The following is a 21,042-nucleotide window of genomic DNA, read 5'->3' as shown; positions in this document are numbered from 1 at the left end:
CAATCGGATCAAGGTCATCAAACGGATGGCTTACGGCTACCGGGACAGCGAATTCTTCTTCATGAAGATCAAGAATGACTTTCCCGGCAATCCGTGAAGAACCTTTTTTTTACTCCTGCAGTTGCAGGTTGGCCTGCTGGCGCAAGGTCGCGCCCAGGAAGTAGGCCGGTGCACGCCAACGTGACAGCACCATCAGAACGATCCCCAGCGCCGAGATGATCGCCGCGATCACGAACACCAGACCAAGCCCGGCGACGTGCGAGCCGCTGCCGAAGTCCGGCGACGCGCTGTCGATTGCGGTGCGCACGAAGATGATCGACAGGATCACGCCCCCCACCAGCGGGCACAGGCCGCGCATGAAGAAGTGACGCAGGCTGCCGAACAGGCTGTGGCGGAAGTACCAGACACAGGCATAGGCCGTCAGCGAGTAGTAGAAGCAGATCATCATGCCCAGCGCGGTGATGGTGTCAGCCAGCACGTTCTCGCTCAGGGTACGCATGGTCACGTAGAACAGACCAGCAGCGACACCGGCGCAGATGGTGGCATAGCGCGGGGTCTGCGAGCGCGGGCAGACGCTGGCAAAGCGTTGCGGCACGGCACCGTAGTAACCCATCGCGAGCAGGGTCCGCGCCGGCGACACGAAGGTCGACTGCAAGGACGCGGCGGTGCTCGCCAGCACGGCGATGGACATCAGGATCGCCAACGGCCCCATGACCGGGCCGGCCAGGTGTGCGAAGACGTTCTCCTGGATACGCGGATTGCCCAGGCCCAGGCCGACATCGCTGATCCCAGCGAACTGCAGGGTGGCGATGGCGGTAACCAAGTACAGACCCAGGATCAGCAACACCGTCCAGGTGGCCGCCTTGCCCGGGACTTCGTCACTGCCGATCGACTCTTCGCTCACGGTCAGGCACACGTCCCAACCCCAGAAGATGAAGATCGACAACGACAAGCCTGCGGCGAACGCCGAGAACGACTCCACGCCAAACGGGTTGAACCAGGCCAGGTCGAATGCCAGCGGTGGCGGTGCGGTGGTCTCGCTGAAGGCGGCGAACGCAAAGCCGATCAGCACCAGCAACTGCAAAGCCACCAGGCCATACTGCACGGTCATCGTCGTGCCCATGCCGCGGCAGCAGATCCACACCGCCAGGGCGATGAACACACAACAGGTGGCGATGTTCACCAGCAAGTTGTCCGCCAATGCCGCCAGCTCCTGCTGGCCGGTGATCTGCGCAATGAAGAGGTAGAAGAAATCGACGGCCACACCCGCCAGGTTGGACAACACGATGGTGGTGGCCACGACCAGCCCCCAACCACCGATCCAGCCGATCATCGGCCCGAAGGCCCGTGCCGACCAGGTAAACGAGGTGCCACTGTCCGGCTCCGCGGCATTGAGCTCGCGATAGCCCAGCGCGACCAGCAACATGGGCAAGAAGCCAACGATGAAAACGGCGGGAAGGTGGGCGCCCACCTCACGCACGGTGGGGCCAAGGGCACCGGTCAGGGTGTAGACAGGTGCAATCGTGGAGATGCCCAGTACCACGCTGGCCAGCAGGCCCAAACGGCCTTTTGCCAGGCCTTTGCTGGCGCGCTGGGTGTTGCCTGCGTCGGTCGCCACATCGGGTGGGCGGCCGGCTTCGGTGTATTCGCTCATGAGTCTTTGCCGTAACTATTGGTATTGTTTTCACGGACCTTGCGAACAAGGCCCGCTTTCACTCATTGAAAGCTGTTGCAGGGAGCGGGTCATCCAAGACCTTCGGGTAACGTCAGAGTGTTTTCTGGCGTGAACCCTCCCGTGCAGCGTGGGCAATGCAGGCCTCACGGAATGCCTGGAACAGGCTCCGCGAGACCGGGTTTTCGGCGAAACGCCATTCCGGGTGCCACTGCACGCCGAGCACGAAACCCGGCGCATCAGGCATGGACACCGCTTCGATCAGGCCATCCGGGGCCCGTGCCTCGACGCGCAGGCCAGGGGCCAAACGGTCGATGCCCTGGCTGTGCAGCGAGTTGACCTCGAACTGCTCAGCCAGGCCCAAGCGCTCGAACAGCCCTCCCGGCGCAACGCCGACGGGGTGTCGAGGGCTGTATTGCACCTCAAGCGGTGCATCCTCAGGTTCTCGGTGGTCCAGGTAGCCGGGCAGCTCCTGCACGCGCTGGTGCAGGGTGCCGCCGAGGGCGACGTTCAGTTCCTGGAAACCACGGCAGATACAGAACACCGGAATACCGGCGGCAATGGCTGCCTGCAGCAACGGCAAGGTCAGGCGGTCACGCGCGACGTCGTGCCGGGTCCCTTCCACGCTGGGGGCGCCATTGTAATGATGCGGCTCGACATTAGAAGGCGAGCCGGTAAAAAGAATGCCATCGAGCCGAGCCAGCAGCGCCTGTGTATCGCTGCCGCCGTCACGGGCCGGCAAGATCAGCGGCAGCCCCGCGAAGCCGGCCGCCTCCACGTACTTGTCGCCCACTGTGTGCGACGAGTTCTTCCCCTCCTGCTGGCGGCAGGCGCTGACACCGATCAGAGGGACCGCATTTGCGCTCATGGGCTTATACCGTGTGCAGGTACCAGTTGTACTCGAGGTCGGAGATCGACACTTCGAACTCGGCCAGCTCGCTTTCCTTGCAGGCCACGAAGATATCGATGTAGTCCGGGCTGATGTATTGGTTGAGGACTTCGCTGTCGTCCAGCGCACGCAAGGCGTCGCGCAGGTTGTTCGGCAGGCTCTGTTCCAACTGCTCGTACGAGTTGCCTTCGATCGGCTCACCCGGCTCGACCTGGTTGGTCAGACCGTGATGGATGCCAGCCAGGATGGCGGCGAGCATCAGGTACGGGTTGGCGTCGGCGCCAGCCACGCGGTGCTCGATGCGCACGTTCTCGCTGCTGTCGGTCGGCACACGCAGGGCGACGGTGCGGTTGTCCAGGCCCCAGCTCGGTGCGTTCGGCACGTAGAACTGCGCGCCGAATCGGCGGTAGGAGTTGATGTTCGGGCAGAGGAACGCCATCGATGCCGGCATGGTTTCCAGCACACCGCCAATGGCGTGGCGCAACGCATCGCTCTGGAGCGGGTCTTCGTTGGCGAAGATGTTCTTGCCGGTCTTCTTGTCCAGCAGCGAGATGTGCACGTGCAGGCCGTTGCCCGCCTGGCCCGGGTAGGGCTTGGCCATGAAGGTGGTGTCCATTTCATGGTCGTAGGCGATGTTCTTGATCAAGCGCTTGAGCAGGATCGCGTAGTCACAAGCCTTGAGTGGGTCGGCGACGTGATGCAGGTTGACCTCGAACTGGGCCGGGGCACTTTCCTTGACGATGGCGTCGGCCGGAATGCCTTGCTCCTTGGCCGCTTCCAGCATGTCCTGCAGGCAGTCGGCGTACTCGTCCAGATCGTCGATCAGGTACACCTGGGTCGACTGCGGACGCTTACCGGAGATCGGTGAGCGCGGTGGCTGTGGGCGACCGTTGAGGTTGTCCTGGTCGATCAGGTAGAACTCGAGCTCGAAGGCTGCGCAGATATCCAGGCCCAGTTCGTCGAACTTGGCGATCACCTGGCGCAGCACTTCACGCGGGTCGGCGAAGAACGGGGCGCCGTCCAGCTCATGCATGGTCATCAGCAGTTGGGCGGTAGGGCGCTTCTGCCAAGGCTCGTCGGACAAAGTGCCAGGGATCGGGTAGCAGATGCGGTCGGCATCGCCGATGTCCAGGCCAAGGCCAGTGCTCTCCACGGTCGAACCGTTGATATCCAGGGCAAACAACGACGCCGGCAGATTGATGCCTTTCTCGTAGACCTTGTGCAGGCTGGCGCGCTCGATGCGCTTGCCGCGTACCACACCGTTCATGTCGGAAATCAGCAGATCGACGAACTGCGTGTCCGGATGAGCCTCTAGGAATTCATTCATCTCGCTGGAAGAACTGGCGCACGGGATTACCGACGTCATGGCTGTACATCCTTTGATTCGGGGCGGCGATGTGGAGGGAGGCTGCTGGCGCCTCGCGGGCGGCGATGGTTGCTACTGTTGTTCTTTTCACTGTCCCATCGTGGGGATAGGGTGCGACCCGGTGTGCATTGATTCCCGGGGGCCGTTCCACTATAAAATGGCCTCAACGCAACAGACATTGGCATTTCGGCAAGCAGAGCGTGCATCGATGCAATATCAGATTACCCATGCCGACCTTTCCCTGGTCCTGGCCCTGGAACGTGGTCGCTCGCTGGCCAAAGCCGCCGAACTGCTCAAGGTAGACGTCTCGACGGTGTTTCGCTCGATTCGCCGACTGGAGTCGGCGCTGGGCACGGCGCTGTTCGTCAAGAGCCGCAAAGGCTACCTGCCCACCGACACCGCCCAGGCCCTGGCAGAGCAGGCCGAGCGCGCCGAGCAGGCGCTCGATGCCGCGCGCATCGCCCTGACCAGCGGGGAACAGGTGGTCAGCGGTACCGTTCGTCTGACCTGCACCGAAGCCGTGATGCACAGCCTGCTATTGCCAGCGCTGGCCGACTTCATGTCGAACTACCCTGCTTTGTCGCTGGAACTGGGCACCTCCAACACGTTCGCCAACCTCAGCCGACGCGATGCCGACATCGCCCTGCGTCTGACCAACACACCGCCCGAGCACCTTGTCGGCCGCTGCCTGGGCTCCACGTCCTACGTGGTCTGCGGCCAGCCTCAGTGGCGCGAACGCCTGGGCGAGTCGCACAACAGCGTACCGTGGATCGCCCCGGACGATTCGATGCAGGACCACCCCACGGTGGTCTGGCGCAACCAGCAGTACCCAGGCCTGAATCCACGCTACCAGTGCAGCAGCATGTCGACCATCGCTCAGCTCGTGAGCACCGGCCTGGGCGTGGCGGCGTTGCCGGACTACATGGTCGACGCGCTGCCTGAGGTCGAGGCCCTGAGCGGCCCCCTGCCCGGCTGCGACACCCAGCTGTGGCTGCTGACCCGCCCGGATTGCCGGGCCCTGCGCTCGGTACAGACGCTGTTCGAAGAACTGACCCCACGTCTTCGCGACGCCATGTTGTGAGAACGCGCCACGCAGGCTTGTGTCCAGTCACGGCCTCCCGTTATCGTCAGACTCAAGCGTGCCGGTGTCTGCTCCGGCGCTTTCGCGGGTAAACCCGCACCCACAAAAGACAGCGCCGCGTCTCTATGGGGTTACCCGCGAAGCAGCCAACACAGCCCCGACAGACCACCACCTGACAAAACAGCGCTTCCCTATTGGCTGGTGATTTTTTAAACTATCGAGTCCGCCTGCCCACTCTGGGCTGCACGCCTAACGCATTTGCTACTGAGGAAGACCATGGCCCGCGTAACTGTTGAAGACTGCCTGGAACACGTGGATAACCGCTTTGAGCTGGTCATGCTCTCGACCAAGCGCGCCCGTCAGCTGGCCACCGGCGGCAAAGAGCCGCGCGTTGCATGGGAAAACGACAAGCCGACCGTCGTCGCCCTGCGCGAAATCGCTGAAGGTATCGTCACTCCTGAGTTCATCGCCGCCGAAGAGATCGTCACCGAAGATCCGGTCTTCGCAGCGTTCGAGGACGAGAACAACGAGGCTGTCTGATCCATGCCCGGTCGACATCGTGCGGCACAAGGCCTTCTCCCTCGGCCGGAGGTGAATCCATGCCGGGTATAGAAGCCCTCGCCGAACGGCTGTCGACCTACCTCGGCCCCGACCAGGTCAATCTGGTCCGCCGGGCCTATTTCTACGCCGAACAGGCGCACGATGGTCAACGCCGCCGTAGCGGCGAGCCCTACGTGACCCACCCGCTGGCCGTGGCCAGCATCCTGGCCGACATGCACATGGACCATCAGAGCCTGATGGCCGCTATGCTGCACGATGTGATCGAAGACACCGGCATCGCCAAGGAAGCCCTCTGCCAGCAATTCGGCGAGACTGTCGCCGAGCTGGTCGACGGGGTCAGCAAGCTGACCCAGATGAACTTCGAGACCAAGGCCGAAGCCCAGGCCGAAAACTTCCAGAAGATGGCCATGGCCATGGCCCGCGACATCCGCGTGATCCTGGTCAAACTGGCCGACCGCCTGCACAACATGCGCACCCTGGAAGTGCTCTCTGGCGAAAAACGCCGGCGCATCGCCAAGGAAACCCTCGAGATCTACGCCCCCATCGCCAACCGGCTGGGCATGCACAACGTGCGTGTGGAGTTCGAAGACCTCGGCTTCAAGGCGATGCACCCGATGCGCTCCTCGCTGATCCACCGCGCGGTCAAGAGCGCCCGTGGCAACCGCAAGGAGATCGTCGCCAAGATCGAGCAGTCGCTGGCCAACTGCCTGGCTGCGGATGGCATCGAAGGCGAGGTCAGCGGCCGGCAGAAACACCTCTATGGCATCTACAAGAAGATGCGCGGCAAGCGCCGCGCCTTCAACGAGATCATGGACGTGTATGCCTTCCGCATCATCGTCGACAAGGTCGACACCTGCTACCGCGTGCTCGGCGCCGTACACAACCTGTACAAGCCACTGCCCGGTCGCTTCAAGGACTACATCGCGATTCCCAAGGCCAACGGCTACCAGTCCCTGCATACGACGCTGTTCGGCATGCATGGCGTACCCATCGAGATCCAGATCCGCACCCGCGAAATGGAAGAGATGGCCAACAACGGGATCGCTGCGCACTGGCTGTACAAGTCAAACGAGGATGAACAGCCCAAGGGCAACCATGCCCGCGCCCGCCAGTGGGTCAAGGGCATCCTCGAGCTGCAGCAGCGTGCCGGCAACTCCCTGGAGTTCATCGAAAGCGTCAAGATCGACCTCTTCCCGGACGAGGTCTACGTCTTCACGCCCAAGGGCCGGATCATGGAGCTGCCCAAAGGTTCCACCGCCGTCGACTTCGCTTACGCGGTGCACACCGACGTCGGCAACAGTTGCATCGCCTGCCGTATCAATCGCCGCCTGGCGCCGCTGTCCGAACCGCTGCAAAGCGGCTCGACGGTGGAAATCGTCAGCGCGCCGGGTGCCCGCCCGAACCCCGCATGGCTCAACTTCGTGGTCACCGGCAAGGCGCGCACGCATATTCGCCATGCACTCAAGCAACAGCGCCGGTCCGAGTCGATCAGCCTGGGTGAACGCCTGCTGAACAAGGTCCTCACCGGCTTCGACAGCAGCCTGGAGAAGATTCCGCCGGAGCGCATCCAGTCGATTCTCAGCGAGTACCGCCTGGAGCTGCTCGAGGATCTGCTCGAAGACATCGGCCTGGGCAATCGCATGGCCTACGTCGTGGCCCGTCGCCTGTTGTCCGCCGAAGGCGAGCAACTGCCCGCACCGGAAGGCCCGCTGGCCATCCGCGGCACCGAAGGCCTGGTGCTCAGCTATGCCAAGTGCTGCACCCCGATCCCGGGTGACCCGATCGTCGGCCACTTGTCGGCGGGCAAAGGCATGGTCGTGCACCTGGAGAACTGCCGCAACATCAGTGAAATCCGCCACAACCCGGAAAAATGCGTGCAGCTTTCCTGGGCCAAGGACATCACCGGTGAGTTCAATGTCGAACTGCGAGTCGAGCTGGAGCACCAGCGTGGCCTGATCGCCCTGCTGGCCAGCAGCGTCAACGCCGCCGACGGCAATATCGAAAAAATCAGCATGGACGAACGCGACGGCCGTATCAGCGTGGTCCAACTGGTGGTCAGCGTGCGCGATCGCGTGCACCTGGCCCGCGTGATCAAGAAGTTGCGTACCCTGACCGGCGTGGTCCGCATCACCCGCATGCGTACGTAGTCCGTCAACCAAGGAGTCATCATGACCAAGACCGTCATCAACAGCGACAAGGCCCCAGCCGCCATCGGCACCTACTCCCAGGCGATCAAGGCCGGCAATACCGTATACATGTCCGGCCAGATCCCGCTGGACCCGAAAACCATGGAACTGGTCGAAGGCTTCGAAGCCCAGACCGTCCAGGTCTTCGAGAACCTCAAGGCCGTTGCCGAGGCCGCTGGCGGTTCGTTCAAGGACATCGTCAAGCTGAACATCTTCCTCACCGACCTGAGCCACTTCGCCAAGGTCAACGAGATCATGGGTCGTTACTTCGAGCAGCCTTACCCAGCGCGCGCCGCTATCGGCGTTGCCGCTCTGCCGAAAGGCTCCCAGGTCGAGATGGACGCGATCCTGGTCATCGAGTGATGCCTCCGGTGGCGGGCGCCATGCCCGTCACCTTCCCTGCCCCAAGGTTTTACACCATGCGCCATGCCCTGCCCCTTGCACTGGCAGCCCTGCTCCTGGGCGGCTGTGCCAGTCACAAACCCGAAGACTACAACGGCACCTGGATCAACCAGGACGCCATCGATGCCGCCGACGGTGGCAGCCTGCACGAGGCCCTGAGCAAAAAGGGGCCGGTTCTCGAATGGAAAATCGACACCGCCAACCAGCAAGCCAGCTACAGCAACGGCTTCGAGGCAGTCGATGGTTACCTGAGCGCGAAAGAAGACCAGTGGCAGGCCAGCTTCACCGGCGGCCAGACCGAGCAACTGAGCCTAAGTGGCGACAAACTGCGCGTCACCTCGCAAACCGGCGACAAACAGACCTTCGTGAAAGCGCCGGCGGCTCCCGCCAATGCACCACTTGGCGGCAGCTTTGAAAAGGCGCTGTATACCGCCTATCTGGGCGGCGAATGGAAGATCGTCGAGGGCCCGGGCAAAGGTGCAACGGTGCGCTTCGCCGACAACGGCAGCGTGACCGGCCTGCCCAACCTCGATCGCTATGCCCTGTGCCTGGCGGGCGATTGCGCCGACATGGGCGGCGGCAATGACAGCCTGTGGCTGGAGCGCAACCAGCGCGGCGCGCCGTGGGTATTCAAGCGCGATGGCGACACGCTGGAGATCCTTCAAGCGGTCAATCGTGCCCAGCCAGACGAAAAGCCACAGCTGGCGCCGGGTGCGCGGCAGTGGGTGCTTGAGCGCGACTGATACAACCCCGCAAACCCTCTCCCGCAGGTTCTTCGGTGTCCTCGACAACACCGCAGTACCTGTGGGGTTCAGCTGCAACAGGCCCAAGGCAGCCTAGCAAGAAGCTGCTCCGATAAAGGCCTAACCCTTCAAGATCGCGGCATACCCTTCCTTGTAGCTTGGATACTGCGGTGCCCACCCCAGCGCACGTGCCCGCGCATTGCTGCAGCGCTTGCTGCCGGTGCGCCGCACGCGTTGCTCGTCCGACCACTCACTTACACCCATGTACTCACGCAACCAGCCAACGACCGAGGCCAAGGGCGCAGGGTCGTCGTCGACGCCGATATAGCAGTCGTCCAGCGCCTCACCCCGGGCATCGGCTTGCAGCAGGAACGCGATCAGCCCCGCGGCATCCTCGGCGTGGATGCGATTACCGTACAGCGGTGGCGCCTCGGCCACGCGGTAGCCCTGGCGCACCTGGCTTAGCAGCCATTCGCGCCCCGGCCCATAGATGCCGGTCAGACGAACGATGGTTGCTGGCAGCCCACTGTGCAGCGCCAACTGCTCGGCCTCCAGCATTACCCGCCCCGAATAGCCTAGGGGCTCGGTGGCCGCACGCTCGTCGATCCATTCGCCATCGGCCTGCCCATACACGCTGCTGCTGGACACGAACACTATCCGCCGTGGCCGTTGCCCACGTTCCGCCAGCCAACCCAGCACATGGCGCAACCCTTCGACATAAGCGGCCTGGTAGCCAGCCTCATCGTGCTGGCTGGCGGCCACGCAATACACCAGGTAATCAGGCGAACGTGCAGGCCAGGCTGCAGGAATGGCCGCCTCGGACAGATCGGCGGCAACCGGCAGCACCCCCGCAGGCAACTGCCCAACCGAACGTCGCAGCCCACTGACCTGCCAGCCATGGTCGAGCAGCTGGCGAGCTAAGCGACCGCCGACATCACCACAACCCACGATCATTACGGACGGTTCTGACATCTCTCAACTCCCTGCGCCAATGGTCACGCTAGCCGGACTAATCGATAGGCGGCTAGACGATGGTTAAAAAAGGCAACATTATTACTTCTGCTAACAAGAATTACTTGCAATAATGGCGCCCTATTCTGTTCTCGGCCTGCCTCGAGGCCTTGGAGAACGTCACCTCATTTTCTTCATCAGGTCCGGCCAGCATGACACGTACTCAACCCTCCGCTTCGCCAACCACATCGCGCGCATGGCGCGCCATCGCCGCGCTGACCCTCAGCCTGGTGCTGGCCCCAGCCGCCATGGCCGATGAGCCTGCCACCCCGGCCACCAATACCCCGGCCGCGGCGACCGCACCAGCAGCACCTGCCGCCCCGGCCGCGGCCGGTGAAGCCCAGACCCCCGCCGATGCTGCCAATGCTCAGGCACCTGCGGACGAAAACGTTCAGGCCCTGGTCGAAGACACTTCCCTGGGCATGGCCCACGACCTGTCCCCTTGGGGCATGTACAAGAACGCCGACGTGGTCGTCAAAGCCGTGATGATCGGCCTGGCCATCGCCTCGCTGATCACCTGGACCATCTGGATCGCCAAGGGCTTCGAGCTGATGGGCGCCAAGCGTCGCCTGCGTGGCGAGATCGCCCTGCTGAAGAAAGCCGCCAGCCTCAAGGATGCCAGCGACGTCGCCAACAAGGCAGGCACCCTGGCCCACACCTTGGTCCATGATGCGCTGGACGAAATGCGCCTCTCGGCCAATGCCCGCGAGAAGGAAGGCATCAAAGAGCGTGTCAGCTTCCGCCTGGAGCGTCTGGTCGCCGCCAGCGGCCGCAGCATGAGCACCGGCACCGGCGTCCTCGCCACCATCGGCTCCACCGCGCCCTTCGTCGGTCTGTTCGGTACCGTCTGGGGCATCATGAACAGCTTCATCGGCATCGCCAAGACCCAAACCACCAACCTGGCCGTAGTCGCCCCCGGCATCGCCGAAGCCCTGCTGGCCACCGCCCTGGGCCTGGTCGCGGCTATTCCGGCCGTGGTCATCTACAACGTCTTCGCCCGCTCCATCGCCGGCTATAAGGCCCAGGTTTCCGATGCCTCGGCCCAGGTACTGCTGCTGGTCAGCCGCGACCTGGACCACCAGGGTGGCGAGCGTGTCGCCCCGCACATGGTGAAAGTGGGGTAAGCCATGGGCCTGCATCTCAACGAAGGTGGCGACGATCTCGCCGAAAACCACGAAATCAACGTCACGCCTTTCATCGACGTCATGCTGGTGCTGCTGATCATCTTCATGGTTGCAGCCCCCCTGGCTACCGTCGACATCAAGGTCGACTTGCCCGCCTCGACCGCCAAGCCGGCGCCGAGGCCCGAGAAGCCGGTGTTCGTCAGCGTCAAGACCGACAAGAAGCTCTATGTCGGTGATGACGAGGTGGCCCAGCGTGAACAGCTCGGCGCGATGCTCGACGCCAAGACCAAGGGCGACAAGGAAACCACGATCTTCTTCCAGGCCGACAAGGGTGTTGATTACGGCGACCTGATGGAAGTCATGAACACCATGCGCGCCGCCGGCTACCTCAAGGTCGGCCTGGTCGGTCTCGAAACGGCAGCCAAGCAATGACAACGACACGGTCCAACCTGGCGCGCTACGGCGTCAGCCTGGCGATCGTGCTGGGCGTGCACGTACTGGCAGTGCTGCTGACCCTGAACTGGTCGGTGCCCCAGGCCGTGGAACTGCCGCCGGCGGCCATGATGGTCGAGCTGGCGCCGCTGCCCGCACCGGCGCCACCACCACCGCCCAAGGCCGCACCACAGCCGCCAGCACCGGTTGAAGAACCGCCGCTGCCCAAGCTGGTGGAAGCGCCCAAGCCGAAGATCGCCATCCCCAAGCCACCCAAGCCCAAGGCCAAGCCTCAACCGCCCAAGCCTGAGAAACAGCCCGAGCCGCCAAAGGATCTGCCACCGGCCAAGGAACAAGTCGCGGACACGCCGCCAAGCAACACACCACCGCAAAAATCGGCGGCACCGGCACCGAGCATCGCGTCCAACAGCAATGCCCTGCCGACCTGGCAGAGCGACTTGCTGCGTCACCTGGCCAAGTACAAGCGGTACCCGGAAGACGCTCGCCGCCGAGGCCTGCAAGGGATCAACCGGCTGCGCTTCGTGGTCGATGCCGAGGGCAAGGTGCTGTCGTTCGCGCTGGCCGGTGGTTCGGGCAGCGCAGCGCTGGATCGGGCGACCCTGGAGATGATCCGCCGGGCGCAGCCAGTACCCAAGCCGCCGAAGGAATTGCTGAACAATGGTCAGATCGAAGTCGTGGCGCCGTTCGTCTACTCGCTGGACCGTCGCTGATACTTTTGTTTCTGTCACAAAACAGCAAGTCTGATAACGTGCGTCTATCGATTGCAGCCGCTATGCTGGGGCCGCAACTTCATGGACGCACGTTATGACCCTCACAGAATTACGCTACATCGTCACACTCGCCCAGGAGCAGCATTTCGGCCACGCTGCCGAGCGTTGCCATGTCAGCCAGCCGACCCTGTCGGTCGGTGTGAAGAAACTCGAGGACGAGCTTGGCGTGCTGATCTTCGAGCGCAGCAAGAGCGCGGTGCGCCTGACCCCGGTCGGCGAAAGCATCGTCGCCCAGGCGCAGAAGGTCCTGGAGCAGGCCCAGGGTATTCGCGAACTCGCCCAGGCCGGCAAGAACCAGCTCACCGCGCCGCTCAAAGTCGGTGCCATCTATACCGTCGGTCCCTACCTCTTCCCGCACCTCATTCCGCAGTTGCACCGGGTCGCCCCGCAGATGCCGCTGTACATCGAGGAGAACTTCACTCACGTACTGCGCGAGAAGCTGCGCAACGGCGAGCTGGACGCCGTGATCATCGCCCTGCCGTTCAACGAGGCTGACGTACTGACGCTGCCGCTGTACGACGAGCCGTTCTACGCGCTGATGCCCGCCGATCACCCCTGGACCGCCAAGAAGACCATCGACACGGCCATGCTCAATGACAAGAGCCTGCTGCTGCTCGGCGAAGGTCACTGCTTCCGCGACCAGGTACTGGAGGCCTGCCCGACCATCAACAAGGGTGGCGAAGGCTCCAAGCACACCACGGTCGAGTCCAGCTCGCTGGAAACCATCCGCCACATGGTCGCCTCCGGCCTTGGCGTGTCGATCCTGCCGCTCTCGGCCGTACACAGCCACCATTACGCCCCGGGCGTGATCGAAGTGCGCCCGCTCACGGCGCCTTCGCCATTCCGCACCGTGGCCATCGCCTGGCGCGCCAGCTTCCCGCGGCCCAAGGCCATCGAGATCCTCGCCGACTCGATTCGCCTCTGCTCGGTAGCCAAGCCGCCTGCGGAAAAATCGGCCTGACCCATGACCGAGCTGTCGACTGTCCCGGTGACCACCCTCAAGGGTGTCGGCGACGCCATGGCCGAGAAGCTGGCCAAGGTCGGTCTGGAAAATCTTCAGGACCTGCTGTTCCACCTGCCGCTGCGCTACCAGGACCGCACCCGCGTGGTGCCGATCGGAGCCTTGCGCCCGGGCCAGGATGCGGTGATCGAAGGGGTGGTCAGCGGCGCCGACGTGACCATGGGCAAGCGCCGCAGCCTGGTGGTGCGCCTGGGAGACGGCACCGGCGTGCTGAGCCTGCGCTTCTACCACTTCAGCAATGCCCAGAAAGAAGGCCTCAAGCGTGGCACCCATTTGCGCTGCTATGGCGAGGCCCGCCCCGGTGCCTCAGGGCTTGAGATCTATCACCCGGAGTACCGCGCGCTCAATGGCAGCGAACCCGCGCCGCCCGTCGAACAGACCCTGACGCCCATCTACCCGAGCACCGAAGGCCTGACCCAGCAACGCCTGCGCCTGCTGTGCCAGCAGAGCCTGGCCATGCTCGGCCCGCGCAGCCTGCCAGACTGGCTGCCCGACGAATTGGCCCGGGATTACCATCTGGCGCCGCTGGACGATGCGATCCGCTACCTGCACAACCCACCTGCCGACGCTGACCTCGACGAACTCGCCGAAGGCCAGCATTGGGCCCAGCACCGCCTGGCCTTCGAAGAGCTGCTGACCCATCAGCTTTCCCAACAACGCCTGCGTGAGAGCCTGCGCGCCCTGCGGGCCCCGGTGTTGCCCAAGGCCAGCCGCCTGCCGGCGCAGTATCTGGCCAACCTGGGCTTCAGCCCCACCGGCGCGCAGCAGCGCGTCGGCAACGAGATCGCCTACGACCTCAGCCAGCCTGAGCCGATGATGCGTCTGGTTCAGGGCGACGTGGGCGCGGGCAAGACCGTGGTCGCCGCCCTCGCCGCCTTGCAGGCCCTGGAAGCTGGCTATCAGGTGGCCCTGATGGCACCCACCGAGATTCTCGCCGAGCAGCATTACCTGACCTTCAAACGCTGGCTCGAGCCCTTGGGCATCGAGGTGGCCTGGCTGGCCGGCAAGCTCAAGGGCAAGGCCCGCGCCAGCGCCCTGGAACAGATCGCCAGCGGCGTGCCGATGGTGGTCGGTACCCATGCGCTGTTCCAGGAGGAAGTGAAATTCCGCCGCCTGGCCCTGGCGATCATCGACGAGCAACACCGGTTTGGCGTCCAGCAGCGCCTGGCCTTGCGCCAAAAAGGCGTGGACGGCGCGCTGTGCCCGCACCAGTTGATCATGACCGCCACCCCGATTCCTCGCACATTGGCCATGAGTGCCTATGCCGACCTGGACACGTCCATCCTCGACGAACTGCCCCCTGGCCGTACGCCGGTCAACACCGTGCTGGTAGCTGACAGCCGGCGCTTCGAAGTGGTCGAGCGGGTCCGAGCGGCCTGCGCCGAAGGGCGCCAGGCATATTGGGTCTGTACCCTGATCGAAGAGTCGGAGGAGCTGACCTGCCAGGCGGCCGAAAGCACCTTCGAGGAACTGGGCAGCGCCCTGGGCGAGCTACGTGTCGGCCTGATCCATGGGCGCATGAAACCGGTGGAAAAAGCCGCAGTGATGGCCGAGTTCAAGGCCGGCAACCTCCAACTGCTGGTGGCGACTACCGTGATCGAGGTCGGCGTGGACGTCCCCAATGCCAGCCTGATGATCATCGAGAACCCCGAGCGCCTGGGCCTTGCCCAGTTGCACCAGCTACGCGGCCGGGTGGGCCGGGGCAGCGCGGTCAGCCATTGTGTGCTGCTCTATCACCCGCCCCTGTCGCAGATCGGCCGCGAGCGCCTGGGCATCATGCGCGAAACCAACGACGGCTTCGTCATCGCCGAGAAGGACCTGGAGCTGCGCGGCCCCGGCGAAATGCTTGGCACCCGTCAGACCGGCCTGCTGCAGTTCAAGGTCGCCGACCTCATGCGTGACGCGGATCTGCTCCCTGCCGTACGTGACGCAGCCCAGGCCCTGCTGGCCCGTTGGCCCGACCATGTCAGCCCATTGCTGGATCGCTGGCTGCGCCATGGCCAGCAGTATGGACAGGTGTGATACCGATCACGAAATGCACCCAAACCCGCGAGGCTGTTTTGCAGCCTCGCGCTGCCTGAGCCACCATCCACGCATAATGGATCCAGTTATCGCGCCGGATGGTTATACTCCGCGTTTAAAAGAAAACCTTGGACTCAGACCATGACTGAAGTTGCCCTGGATACTTCGACCCCACACGCACCCTCTGTCATTCGGCTGTTGCTCGACAAGCTCGGCGTGCCGTACCGCGAAGTGCCCGAGCATGCACGGCTGCCGGCCGACGCACGAGTCCAGGCCATTCTTCTCGACGACGAAGTCGGCGCCTTGATGGTGCTGTTTCCGCAGAGCCAGTTGCTGGACCTGAACCGCCTGGCCGAACTCACCGGCCGCAAGCTGGTGGCCGTGCCGGTCGCACGCCTCGCGCACATGCTCGACAAGCATGCCCTCAAGACCCTGCCGGGGATCCCGGCACTGACCAGCTACCCGTGCCTCTATGAAGCCAGCCTGCTGAAAGTCGACAACCTGCTGATCCAGTCTGGTGAGCCCGGCTTGCTGCTGGAGATTCCACGCGATGCGTTCAAAGGCATGTTGAACAAAGCCAGCGCAGGCAACTTCGGCGAACAGACCCACGACATCCGCCCCAACCTTGACCGACCGGATGATGACCCCAAGGAAATCACCCAGGCCGTCCAAGCCTTTACCGCACGACGCATCCAGCAACGCCTGGAACAGACCATCGAGATCCCACCGCTGGCGGACACCGCGCAGAAGATCATCAAACTGCGCGTCGACCCCAATGCCAGCATCGATGACATCACCGGCGTCGTGGAAACCGACCCTGCCCTGGCCGCCCAAGTGGTCAGTTGGGCGGCATCGCCTTATTACGCCTCACCCGGCAAGATCCGTTCGGTGGAAGACGCCATCGTTCGCGTGCTGGGCTTCGACCTGGTGATCAACCTCGCCCTGGGCCTGGCGCTGGGCAAGACTTTGAGCCTGCCCAAGGATCACCCGCAGCAAGCCACGCCTTACTGGCAACAGTCGATCTACACCGCCGCGGTGATCGAAGGCCTGACCCGCGCCATGCCTCGGGCCGAACGTCCGGAGGCAGGGCTGACCTACCTTGCGGGCCTTCTGCACAATTTCGGCTATCTGTTGCTGGCGCATGTGTTTCCGCCGCACTTCTCGCTGATCTGCCGCCACCTGGAGGTCAACCCGCACCTGTGCCACACCTATGTGGAGCAACACCTGCTGGGTATCAGCCGCGAACAGATCGGCGCCTGGCTGATGAAGCTGTGGGACATGCCCGAGGAGCTGTGCACGGCGCTGCGCTTCCAGCACGACCCGAGCTATGAGGGTGAGAACTCGGCGTTCCCCAACCTGGTGTGCCTGGCGATTCGCCTGTTGCGCGCACGCGGGATCGGTTCGGGCCCTCAGGAGGAGATTCCCGAGGCTCTGCTGGAACGGCTGAGCCTGACCCGGGAAAAAGCCGACGATGTGGTGAACAAGGTGCTGGAGGCCGAGGCGCTGCTGCGCGAACTGGCCTCGCAGTTCCACGCCCCGCAGTAAACGCACAGCCCTATTCGCGGGCAAACCCGCTCCCACCTGGCCCACGGCAGCCCTGTGGGAGCGGGGTTACCCGCGAAGAAGACACCACCGGGCAAGACCGTTGCTCCCACTCAGGTACAGGCCGAATCAGCCCTTCTTCTTGGGCTTGAGGTATTTCATCAGGCCTTGGAACCAGATGACCAAGGCTGGATTGCCCTTGATCTGAATGCTCTTGTCCTGAATCCCCTGCATGAAGGCCAGTTGCTTGTTGCTGGCCTGGAGCGTCGCGAAACCGTACGCGGCGTCCTTGAAGGCGATGGCGAAGGCCGGCTGCGGGTGCAGGCCCCCTTTGCTGCTGACACGCTCGCCGCTGACGATGAAATGCCGGCCGATCCGACCATCGAGCGTCTGCATCTGGAACACCAGGTCCTTGTCGCGCAATTGTTGCTGGAACGCTGGATTGTTGCGGCTGGCCCTGGCCATCAGCAGGCCCATGGCCCAGAGCAGGAAGCGAAACTTCATCAACACGCCTCGACTAAAAAGTGACTGAGCGGCGCAGTTTATCCTTTTATCGGTCGCGAAATACAAATCTGCTGTTTCGACGATTTTCCTGGCGCCTGAATGCACAACGGGCGCCCAGGGCGCCCGTTTGGATAACCGTTGTTATCGATGAGGGGTCATTTGCCTTTCTTGGCGGGCTTGGCGGGCTGATTGACGCTGTCGCGCAGGTTCTTGCCGGGCTTGAAGGCAACGGTGTTGCTGGCTTTGATCTTGACGGGCTGACCGGTCTGCGGGTTCTTGCCGGTGCGGGCACCACGATGACGTTTTTCAAAAGTACCGAAACCGACCAGGGTGACAGTGTCCTTGTCCAGCGCACCGGTGATGCTGTCGAGGATCGCATTCAAGACCTGGTTGGCCTTTTCCTTGGTCAGGTCGGCCTTTTCGGCGATAACAGCGGCGAGTTCTGGTTTACGCATAGTGAAGCCTCTTGTACGGGATTTCTTGTTGTTATTGCCGTGCCGCTTCGCGAAGCAGCGTTCAAGGCACCGCAGGCTCTAATCTGCGGCAGACGGGAGTGAGGATGGCACGCTCACCGAAGCCGCGCCAGTACTTGGGTGGCCATTGTCGCTTCAAGAACAGGGCATACCCGACAGAGCGCCAGCTATTTACGCCATCAGGGGCGGTAACTGCCGATTCAGCGCCAACTTCTCCATCACCGCCGTCCCGGTCAGCGCGTAGCCCAGCAGTTGGCCGGCAGCATCGTGGCAGAGCACCTTGAGGTCGGCGCCCTGCCCCTCGACCTGCCAAACACCTTCGCGCCCTGGCGGGGGCGGTGAGACCACCAGCGGACAGGCCGGCGTCTTGACGGTCACGGGCATCGGCCCATAGGCGACAGCGGTAGGGTTGCCAGCGAGGGTCTGGGCCAAGGCCCTGGCGCTGGTCATCAAAGGCATGACATAGAGCAGGTTGATACCGTCGACCTCAGCGCAATCACCCAGGGCGAAGATGTTGTCGTGGGACGTGCGCAACTGCCGGTCCACGACCACACCCCGGTTCGTCTGCAGGCCCGCGGCAGCGGCAAGGTCTGTGCGCGGGCGCAACCCGATGGCCGATACCACCAGATCGCAGGCGATCGCCTGGCCATCGGACAGGTGCGCCTGCAGGCCTTGCTCGTCACGCTGCAGGCGGGTCAGCACCGGCCCCAGGTGAAAGCGCACGCCCAGACCTTCCAGGCCCGCCTGCACCGCACCGGCCGCAGCCGGGTGCAGCAGGGTTGGCATCACCTGCTCACAAGGCGCGACCACATCGACTTCGAAGCCGCCAAGGCTCATGTCATTGGCGAACTCGCAACCGATCAGACCCGCACCGAGAATCAGCACTCGGCGCTTGCCTGCTGCTGCGGCGCGAAAGCGCGCGTAGTCCTCGAGGTCATTGATCGGGAAGACCAGCTCGGCCGCATCGCCCTCGATCGGCACCTGCACGGTCTGAGCGCCCCACGCCAGGACCAGATCGCGGTATTCGACCGCCTCTTCACCGATCCACAGGCGCTTGTGGCCTGGGTCGATACCACTGATGGTGGTATGGGTGCGGATCTCGGCCTTGAGCTGCTCGGCCATGGCGCCTGGCTCGGCCATGCACAGGCCATCGGCATCCTTCTGCTTGGCAAAGCCGGTGGAAAGCATGGGCTTGGAGTAGGAGCGGCCGTCGTCGGCGGTGATCAGCAACAACGGCGTGTCGCCGTCGAGCTTGCGAAACTCGCGGGCCAGGTTGTAGCCCGCAAGGCCAGTACCGATGATCACCACAGGGGACGTCATGTCGTGCTCCTCTCGTTGAACAGGGGGTGATCAGCCGATGGCGATCATTTCGAAGTCACTCTTGCCGACACCACAGTCGGGGCACAGCCAGTCTTCCGGCACATCTTCCCAGCGGGTGCCCGGGGCGATGCCGTCGTCCGGCCAGCCTTCGGCCTCGTCGTAGATCAGGCCACAGACAATGCACTGCCACTTCTTCATGGGGTCGTTCCTCGGTACAGACTCAGGCGTTCGTCATAGCGGGCAGCCCCGGGATACCTCGAACCACCGCGAAGGGCTACCGCGCAATTCGTGGGGGCTTTGTACTGGCCCTGCGACCAGTATGCAAGCAGTCGGGGCAATCATGCTAAGCTCGCCGCCTCTCTGGCTGTAACAAGCATACCGACGTGCCGTACGAAACCCCGCAAGCAGCCGCTGTCGCGTGGCTGCCGTATTCACAGCTTGCTGCCGGCATCGAACCGTCGATTCTCGACTGGCTCTTCGACGAAGGCTCCCTGACCCGCCGCCTGACCCACCTCTCCCGCGATCACTTCGCCGTCACCCCGTTGTTCGAGGGCTGGCAGCCCCTGCGTGACGATGAATGCCAAGCCCTGGGCCTGGCGCCTGGGGAGCAAGGCTGGGTGCGCGAAGTCTACCTGCGCGGCCATGGCCAGCCTTGGGTGTTCGCCCGCAGCGTGGCCAGTCGCAGCGCCCTGGAGCGCGGCGGCCTGGATCTCGAGACGTTGGGCAGCCGCTCGCTGGGCGAGCTACTGTTCTGCGATCAGGCCTTCACGCGCCACCCCATCGAAGTCTGTGGTTATCCACAGGCCTGGCTGCCGCCCGAAGCGCGCCATGCCAACTTGTGGGGGCGGCGTTCGCGTTTTGCCCGCGATGGCCTGAACCTGCTGGTGGCCGAGGTGTTCCTGCCGGCCCTGTGGCAAGCGGCCAAGGAGGAAACCCGCTGATGTACCTGCAACTGCTCAAGTCATTCAACCGCCTGCACCCCCGGGCCTGGGACTTCATCCAGCTCAGCCGCATGGACCGTCCGATCGGCATCTACCTGCTGCTGTGGCCCACCCTTTCGGCGGTGTGGATCGCCGGCAACGGCTCACCGACGCTGGCCAACGTGTTGATCTTCGGCCTTGGCGTGGTACTGATGCGCGCCGCCGGCTGCTGCATCAACGACTTCGCCGACCGCAAGGTCGATGGCCATGTCAAACGCACCGCTGACCGGCCGTTGGCCAGTGGCCGGGTGAGGCCTCGCGAAGCCGTGATGCTGTTCGCCATCTTGGTCGGGGTCAGTTTCCTGCTGGTGCTGTGCACCAATGCCCGTACAGTGTGGTTCTCGTTCGGCGCGGTGGCGCTGGCATTCTGTTACCCGTTCATGAAGCGCTACACCTACTACCCCCAGGTAGTGCTGGGCGCGGCCTATTCCTGGGGCATTCCCATGGCGTTCACCGCCGCGGGGGGCGAGCTGCCGGCCAGCGCCTGGCTGCTCTACATCGCCAACTTGCTGTGGACCGTGGGCTATGACACCTACTACGCGATGGTGGACCGCGACGACGACCTGAAGATCGGTGTGAAATCCACGGCGATCCTCTTCGGCGAGGCCGACCGGACGATCATCCTGACCCTGCAGATGCTGTCACTGGGTTGCCTGCTGCTGGCGGGCAGCCGTTTCGACATGGGCGGGTGGTTCCATCTGGGCCTGCTGGCCGCTGCCGTGTGCTTTGTCTGGGAATACTGGTCGACGCGCAAGCTGGACCGGGAATCGTGCTTCAAGGCATTCCTGCACAATCACTGGGCGGGGCTGCTGATCTTCATCGGCGTGGTGCTGGACTACGCGTTGCGCTGAGCCCTGCCCCCTGTGGGAGTGGGTTTACCCGCGAATCGAGAGTGACTGCACCTTCGCATTCGCGGGCAACC

At 63.7% G+C, this 21,042-nt stretch carries 22 protein-coding genes; 14 read left to right on the top strand and 8 right to left on the bottom strand.

From position 1 onward, the window contains the following. The coding region (locus tag ACNFCH_RS10330) for a transposase (RefSeq protein ID WP_416742713.1) at positions 1–97 on the top strand (97 nt) is incomplete at its 5' end. A 12-nt stretch (positions 98–109) separates the two neighbouring features. On the opposite strand, the gene ACNFCH_RS10325 is transcribed toward ACNFCH_RS10330, so the two are convergent. The 3 genes from ACNFCH_RS10325 to ACNFCH_RS10315 all read right to left on the bottom strand — a co-directional run bounded on the left by ACNFCH_RS10325 (position 110) and on the right by ACNFCH_RS10315 (position 3,927). After that, positions 110–1,654, bottom strand: a complete 1,545-nt coding sequence (locus ACNFCH_RS10325) for an APC family permease (RefSeq protein WP_337157661.1) — start codon at positions 1,652–1,654, stop codon at positions 110–112. Positions 1,655–1,766: 112 nt separating this feature from the next. Then, positions 1,767–2,540, bottom strand: coding sequence for a gamma-glutamyl-gamma-aminobutyrate hydrolase family protein (locus ACNFCH_RS10320; RefSeq protein ID WP_416742711.1), 774 nt, complete (start codon positions 2,538–2,540; stop codon positions 1,767–1,769). A gap of 4 nt (positions 2,541–2,544) precedes the next feature. After that, on the bottom strand, positions 2,545–3,927 hold the full coding sequence (locus tag ACNFCH_RS10315; protein WP_196163176.1) for a glutamine synthetase family protein: 1,383 nt from the start codon (positions 3,925–3,927) through the stop codon (positions 2,545–2,547). A 208-nt stretch (positions 3,928–4,135) separates the two neighbouring features. Here ACNFCH_RS10315 and ACNFCH_RS10310 point away from each other — a divergent pair, with 208 nt between their 5' ends. The 5 genes from ACNFCH_RS10310 (at position 4,136) to ACNFCH_RS10290 (ending at position 8,900) form a co-directional block, all read left to right on the top strand. After that, positions 4,136–5,008 carry a LysR family transcriptional regulator gene (locus ACNFCH_RS10310; RefSeq protein WP_337157663.1) on the top strand — a complete coding sequence of 291 codons (873 nt, stop codon included), beginning with the start codon at positions 4,136–4,138 and terminating at the stop codon, positions 5,006–5,008. A gap of 276 nt (positions 5,009–5,284) precedes the next feature. Then, positions 5,285–5,548 (top strand): DNA-directed RNA polymerase subunit omega, encoded by a 264-nt coding sequence (gene rpoZ, locus ACNFCH_RS10305; RefSeq protein WP_008091595.1) that lies wholly within the window; start codon positions 5,285–5,287, stop codon positions 5,546–5,548. Between the two features lie 59 nt (positions 5,549–5,607). Then, positions 5,608–7,716 carry a bifunctional GTP diphosphokinase/guanosine-3',5'-bis pyrophosphate 3'-pyrophosphohydrolase gene (gene spoT, locus ACNFCH_RS10300; RefSeq protein ID WP_337157664.1) on the top strand — a complete coding sequence of 703 codons (2,109 nt, stop codon included), beginning with the start codon at positions 5,608–5,610 and terminating at the stop codon, positions 7,714–7,716. Positions 7,717–7,737: 21 nt separating this feature from the next. Beyond that, positions 7,738–8,118 (top strand): RidA family protein, encoded by a 381-nt coding sequence (locus ACNFCH_RS10295; protein WP_043209898.1) that lies wholly within the window; start codon positions 7,738–7,740, stop codon positions 8,116–8,118. A 56-nt stretch (positions 8,119–8,174) separates the two neighbouring features. Further along, on the top strand, positions 8,175–8,900 hold the full coding sequence (locus ACNFCH_RS10290) for a hypothetical protein (protein WP_337157665.1): 726 nt from the start codon (positions 8,175–8,177) through the stop codon (positions 8,898–8,900). 120 nt (positions 8,901–9,020) lie between these two features. Here ACNFCH_RS10290 and ACNFCH_RS10285 read toward each other — a convergent pair whose 3' ends face one another. Then, positions 9,021–9,872, bottom strand: a complete 852-nt coding sequence (locus ACNFCH_RS10285) for an SDR family oxidoreductase (RefSeq protein WP_337157666.1) — start codon at positions 9,870–9,872, stop codon at positions 9,021–9,023. Between the two features lie 191 nt (positions 9,873–10,063). Here ACNFCH_RS10285 and exbB point away from each other — a divergent pair, with 191 nt between their 5' ends. From exbB to ACNFCH_RS10255, 6 genes are all read left to right on the top strand, one after another. Next, on the top strand, positions 10,064–11,035 hold the full coding sequence (gene exbB, locus ACNFCH_RS10280) for a tonB-system energizer ExbB (protein WP_416742710.1): 972 nt from the start codon (positions 10,064–10,066) through the stop codon (positions 11,033–11,035). Positions 11,036–11,038: 3 nt separating this feature from the next. Beyond that, positions 11,039–11,467: a TonB system transport protein ExbD gene (gene exbD / locus ACNFCH_RS10275; protein ID WP_337157668.1), complete on the top strand. Its 429-nt coding sequence runs from the start codon at positions 11,039–11,041 to the stop codon at positions 11,465–11,467. Continuing rightward, entirely contained in the window at positions 11,464–12,198 is a 735-nt protein-coding gene (locus tag ACNFCH_RS10270; RefSeq protein WP_337157669.1) for an energy transducer TonB, read from the top strand. The genes exbD and ACNFCH_RS10270 overlap by 4 nt, the downstream gene beginning before the upstream one ends. A gap of 94 nt (positions 12,199–12,292) precedes the next feature. After that, positions 12,293–13,219: a hydrogen peroxide-inducible genes activator gene (locus tag ACNFCH_RS10265; protein WP_043209907.1), complete on the top strand. Its 927-nt coding sequence runs from the start codon at positions 12,293–12,295 to the stop codon at positions 13,217–13,219. Between the two features lie 3 nt (positions 13,220–13,222). Then, entirely contained in the window at positions 13,223–15,301 is a 2,079-nt protein-coding gene (gene recG, locus ACNFCH_RS10260; protein WP_416742709.1) for an ATP-dependent DNA helicase RecG, read from the top strand. 141 nt (positions 15,302–15,442) lie between these two features. After that, positions 15,443–16,846, top strand: coding sequence for an HDOD domain-containing protein (locus tag ACNFCH_RS10255; RefSeq protein ID WP_416742708.1), 1,404 nt, complete (start codon positions 15,443–15,445; stop codon positions 16,844–16,846). A 126-nt stretch (positions 16,847–16,972) separates the two neighbouring features. Here ACNFCH_RS10255 and ACNFCH_RS10250 read toward each other — a convergent pair whose 3' ends face one another. The 4 genes from ACNFCH_RS10250 to ACNFCH_RS10235 form a co-directional block, all read right to left on the bottom strand. Further along, positions 16,973–17,347 (bottom strand): helicase, encoded by a 375-nt coding sequence (locus ACNFCH_RS10250; protein ID WP_337157672.1) that lies wholly within the window; start codon positions 17,345–17,347, stop codon positions 16,973–16,975. A gap of 155 nt (positions 17,348–17,502) precedes the next feature. Then, a complete protein-coding gene (locus ACNFCH_RS10245; RefSeq protein ID WP_043209915.1) occupies positions 17,503–17,802 on the bottom strand; it encodes an HU family DNA-binding protein in 300 nt (99 codons plus the stop codon). A 189-nt stretch (positions 17,803–17,991) separates the two neighbouring features. Next, positions 17,992–19,140 carry an NAD(P)/FAD-dependent oxidoreductase gene (locus ACNFCH_RS10240; RefSeq protein ID WP_337157673.1) on the bottom strand — a complete coding sequence of 383 codons (1,149 nt, stop codon included), beginning with the start codon at positions 19,138–19,140 and terminating at the stop codon, positions 17,992–17,994. A 30-nt stretch (positions 19,141–19,170) separates the two neighbouring features. Beyond that, complete coding sequence (locus ACNFCH_RS10235) at positions 19,171–19,338, bottom strand: rubredoxin (RefSeq protein ID WP_011536423.1); 168 nt, start codon at positions 19,336–19,338, stop codon at positions 19,171–19,173. A gap of 185 nt (positions 19,339–19,523) precedes the next feature. Here ACNFCH_RS10235 and ACNFCH_RS10230 point away from each other — a divergent pair, with 185 nt between their 5' ends. Together ACNFCH_RS10230 and ubiA are read left to right on the top strand one after the other, a co-directional pair. Then, a complete protein-coding gene (locus ACNFCH_RS10230) occupies positions 19,524–20,081 on the top strand; it encodes a chorismate--pyruvate lyase family protein (protein ID WP_416742707.1) in 558 nt (185 codons plus the stop codon). After that, positions 20,081–20,971, top strand: a complete 891-nt coding sequence (ubiA, locus tag ACNFCH_RS10225; protein WP_337157675.1) for a 4-hydroxybenzoate octaprenyltransferase — start codon at positions 20,081–20,083, stop codon at positions 20,969–20,971. Before ACNFCH_RS10230 ends, ubiA begins: the two co-directional genes overlap by 1 nt. Positions 20,972–21,042 lie beyond the last annotated feature (71 nt).

The sequence above is a fragment of the Pseudomonas sp. NY15354 genome (assembly GCF_048068075.1).
In the GTDB taxonomy this organism is placed as follows: Bacteria; Pseudomonadota; Gammaproteobacteria; order Pseudomonadales; family Pseudomonadaceae; genus Aquipseudomonas; species Aquipseudomonas guariconensis_C.
The sequence above is the reverse complement of the archived record's forward strand: the minus strand, read 5'-3'. Positions and strand labels throughout refer to the sequence as shown.

Bases quoted from the DNA above. Each gene is read 5' to 3' on its own strand.
- ACNFCH_RS10310 (WP_337157663.1), top strand. From the start codon at position 4,136: ATGCAATATCAGATTACCCATGCCGACCTTTCCCTGGTCCTGGCCCTG.
- ACNFCH_RS10325 (WP_337157661.1), bottom strand. From the start codon at position 1,654: ATGAGCGAATACACCGAAGCCGGCCGCCCACCCGATGTGGCGACCGAC.
- recG (WP_416742709.1), top strand. From the start codon at position 13,223: ATGACCGAGCTGTCGACTGTCCCGGTGACCACCCTCAAGGGTGTCGGC.
- exbB (WP_416742710.1), top strand. From the start codon at position 10,064: ATGACACGTACTCAACCCTCCGCTTCGCCAACCACATCGCGCGCATGG.
- ACNFCH_RS10320 (WP_416742711.1), bottom strand. From the start codon at position 2,540: ATGAGCGCAAATGCGGTCCCTCTGATCGGTGTCAGCGCCTGCCGCCAG.
- ACNFCH_RS10295 (WP_043209898.1), top strand. From the start codon at position 7,738: ATGACCAAGACCGTCATCAACAGCGACAAGGCCCCAGCCGCCATCGGC.
- ACNFCH_RS10255 (WP_416742708.1), top strand. From the start codon at position 15,443: ATGACTGAAGTTGCCCTGGATACTTCGACCCCACACGCACCCTCTGTC.
- rpoZ (WP_008091595.1), top strand. From the start codon at position 5,285: ATGGCCCGCGTAACTGTTGAAGACTGCCTGGAACACGTGGATAACCGC.
- ACNFCH_RS10290 (WP_337157665.1), top strand. From the start codon at position 8,175: ATGCGCCATGCCCTGCCCCTTGCACTGGCAGCCCTGCTCCTGGGCGGC.
- ACNFCH_RS10235 (WP_011536423.1), bottom strand. From the start codon at position 19,338: ATGAAGAAGTGGCAGTGCATTGTCTGTGGCCTGATCTACGACGAGGCC.
- ACNFCH_RS10270 (WP_337157669.1), top strand. From the start codon at position 11,464: ATGACAACGACACGGTCCAACCTGGCGCGCTACGGCGTCAGCCTGGCG.
- ACNFCH_RS10245 (WP_043209915.1), bottom strand. From the start codon at position 17,802: ATGCGTAAACCAGAACTCGCCGCTGTTATCGCCGAAAAGGCCGACCTG.
- spoT (WP_337157664.1), top strand. From the start codon at position 5,608: ATGCCGGGTATAGAAGCCCTCGCCGAACGGCTGTCGACCTACCTCGGC.
- exbD (WP_337157668.1), top strand. From the start codon at position 11,039: ATGGGCCTGCATCTCAACGAAGGTGGCGACGATCTCGCCGAAAACCAC.
- ACNFCH_RS10265 (WP_043209907.1), top strand. From the start codon at position 12,293: ATGACCCTCACAGAATTACGCTACATCGTCACACTCGCCCAGGAGCAG.
- ACNFCH_RS10250 (WP_337157672.1), bottom strand. From the start codon at position 17,347: ATGAAGTTTCGCTTCCTGCTCTGGGCCATGGGCCTGCTGATGGCCAGG.
- ubiA (WP_337157675.1), top strand. From the start codon at position 20,081: ATGTACCTGCAACTGCTCAAGTCATTCAACCGCCTGCACCCCCGGGCC.
- ACNFCH_RS10315 (WP_196163176.1), bottom strand. From the start codon at position 3,927: ATGACGTCGGTAATCCCGTGCGCCAGTTCTTCCAGCGAGATGAATGAA.
- ACNFCH_RS10285 (WP_337157666.1), bottom strand. From the start codon at position 9,872: ATGTCAGAACCGTCCGTAATGATCGTGGGTTGTGGTGATGTCGGCGGT.
- ACNFCH_RS10240 (WP_337157673.1), bottom strand. From the start codon at position 19,140: ATGACGTCCCCTGTGGTGATCATCGGTACTGGCCTTGCGGGCTACAAC.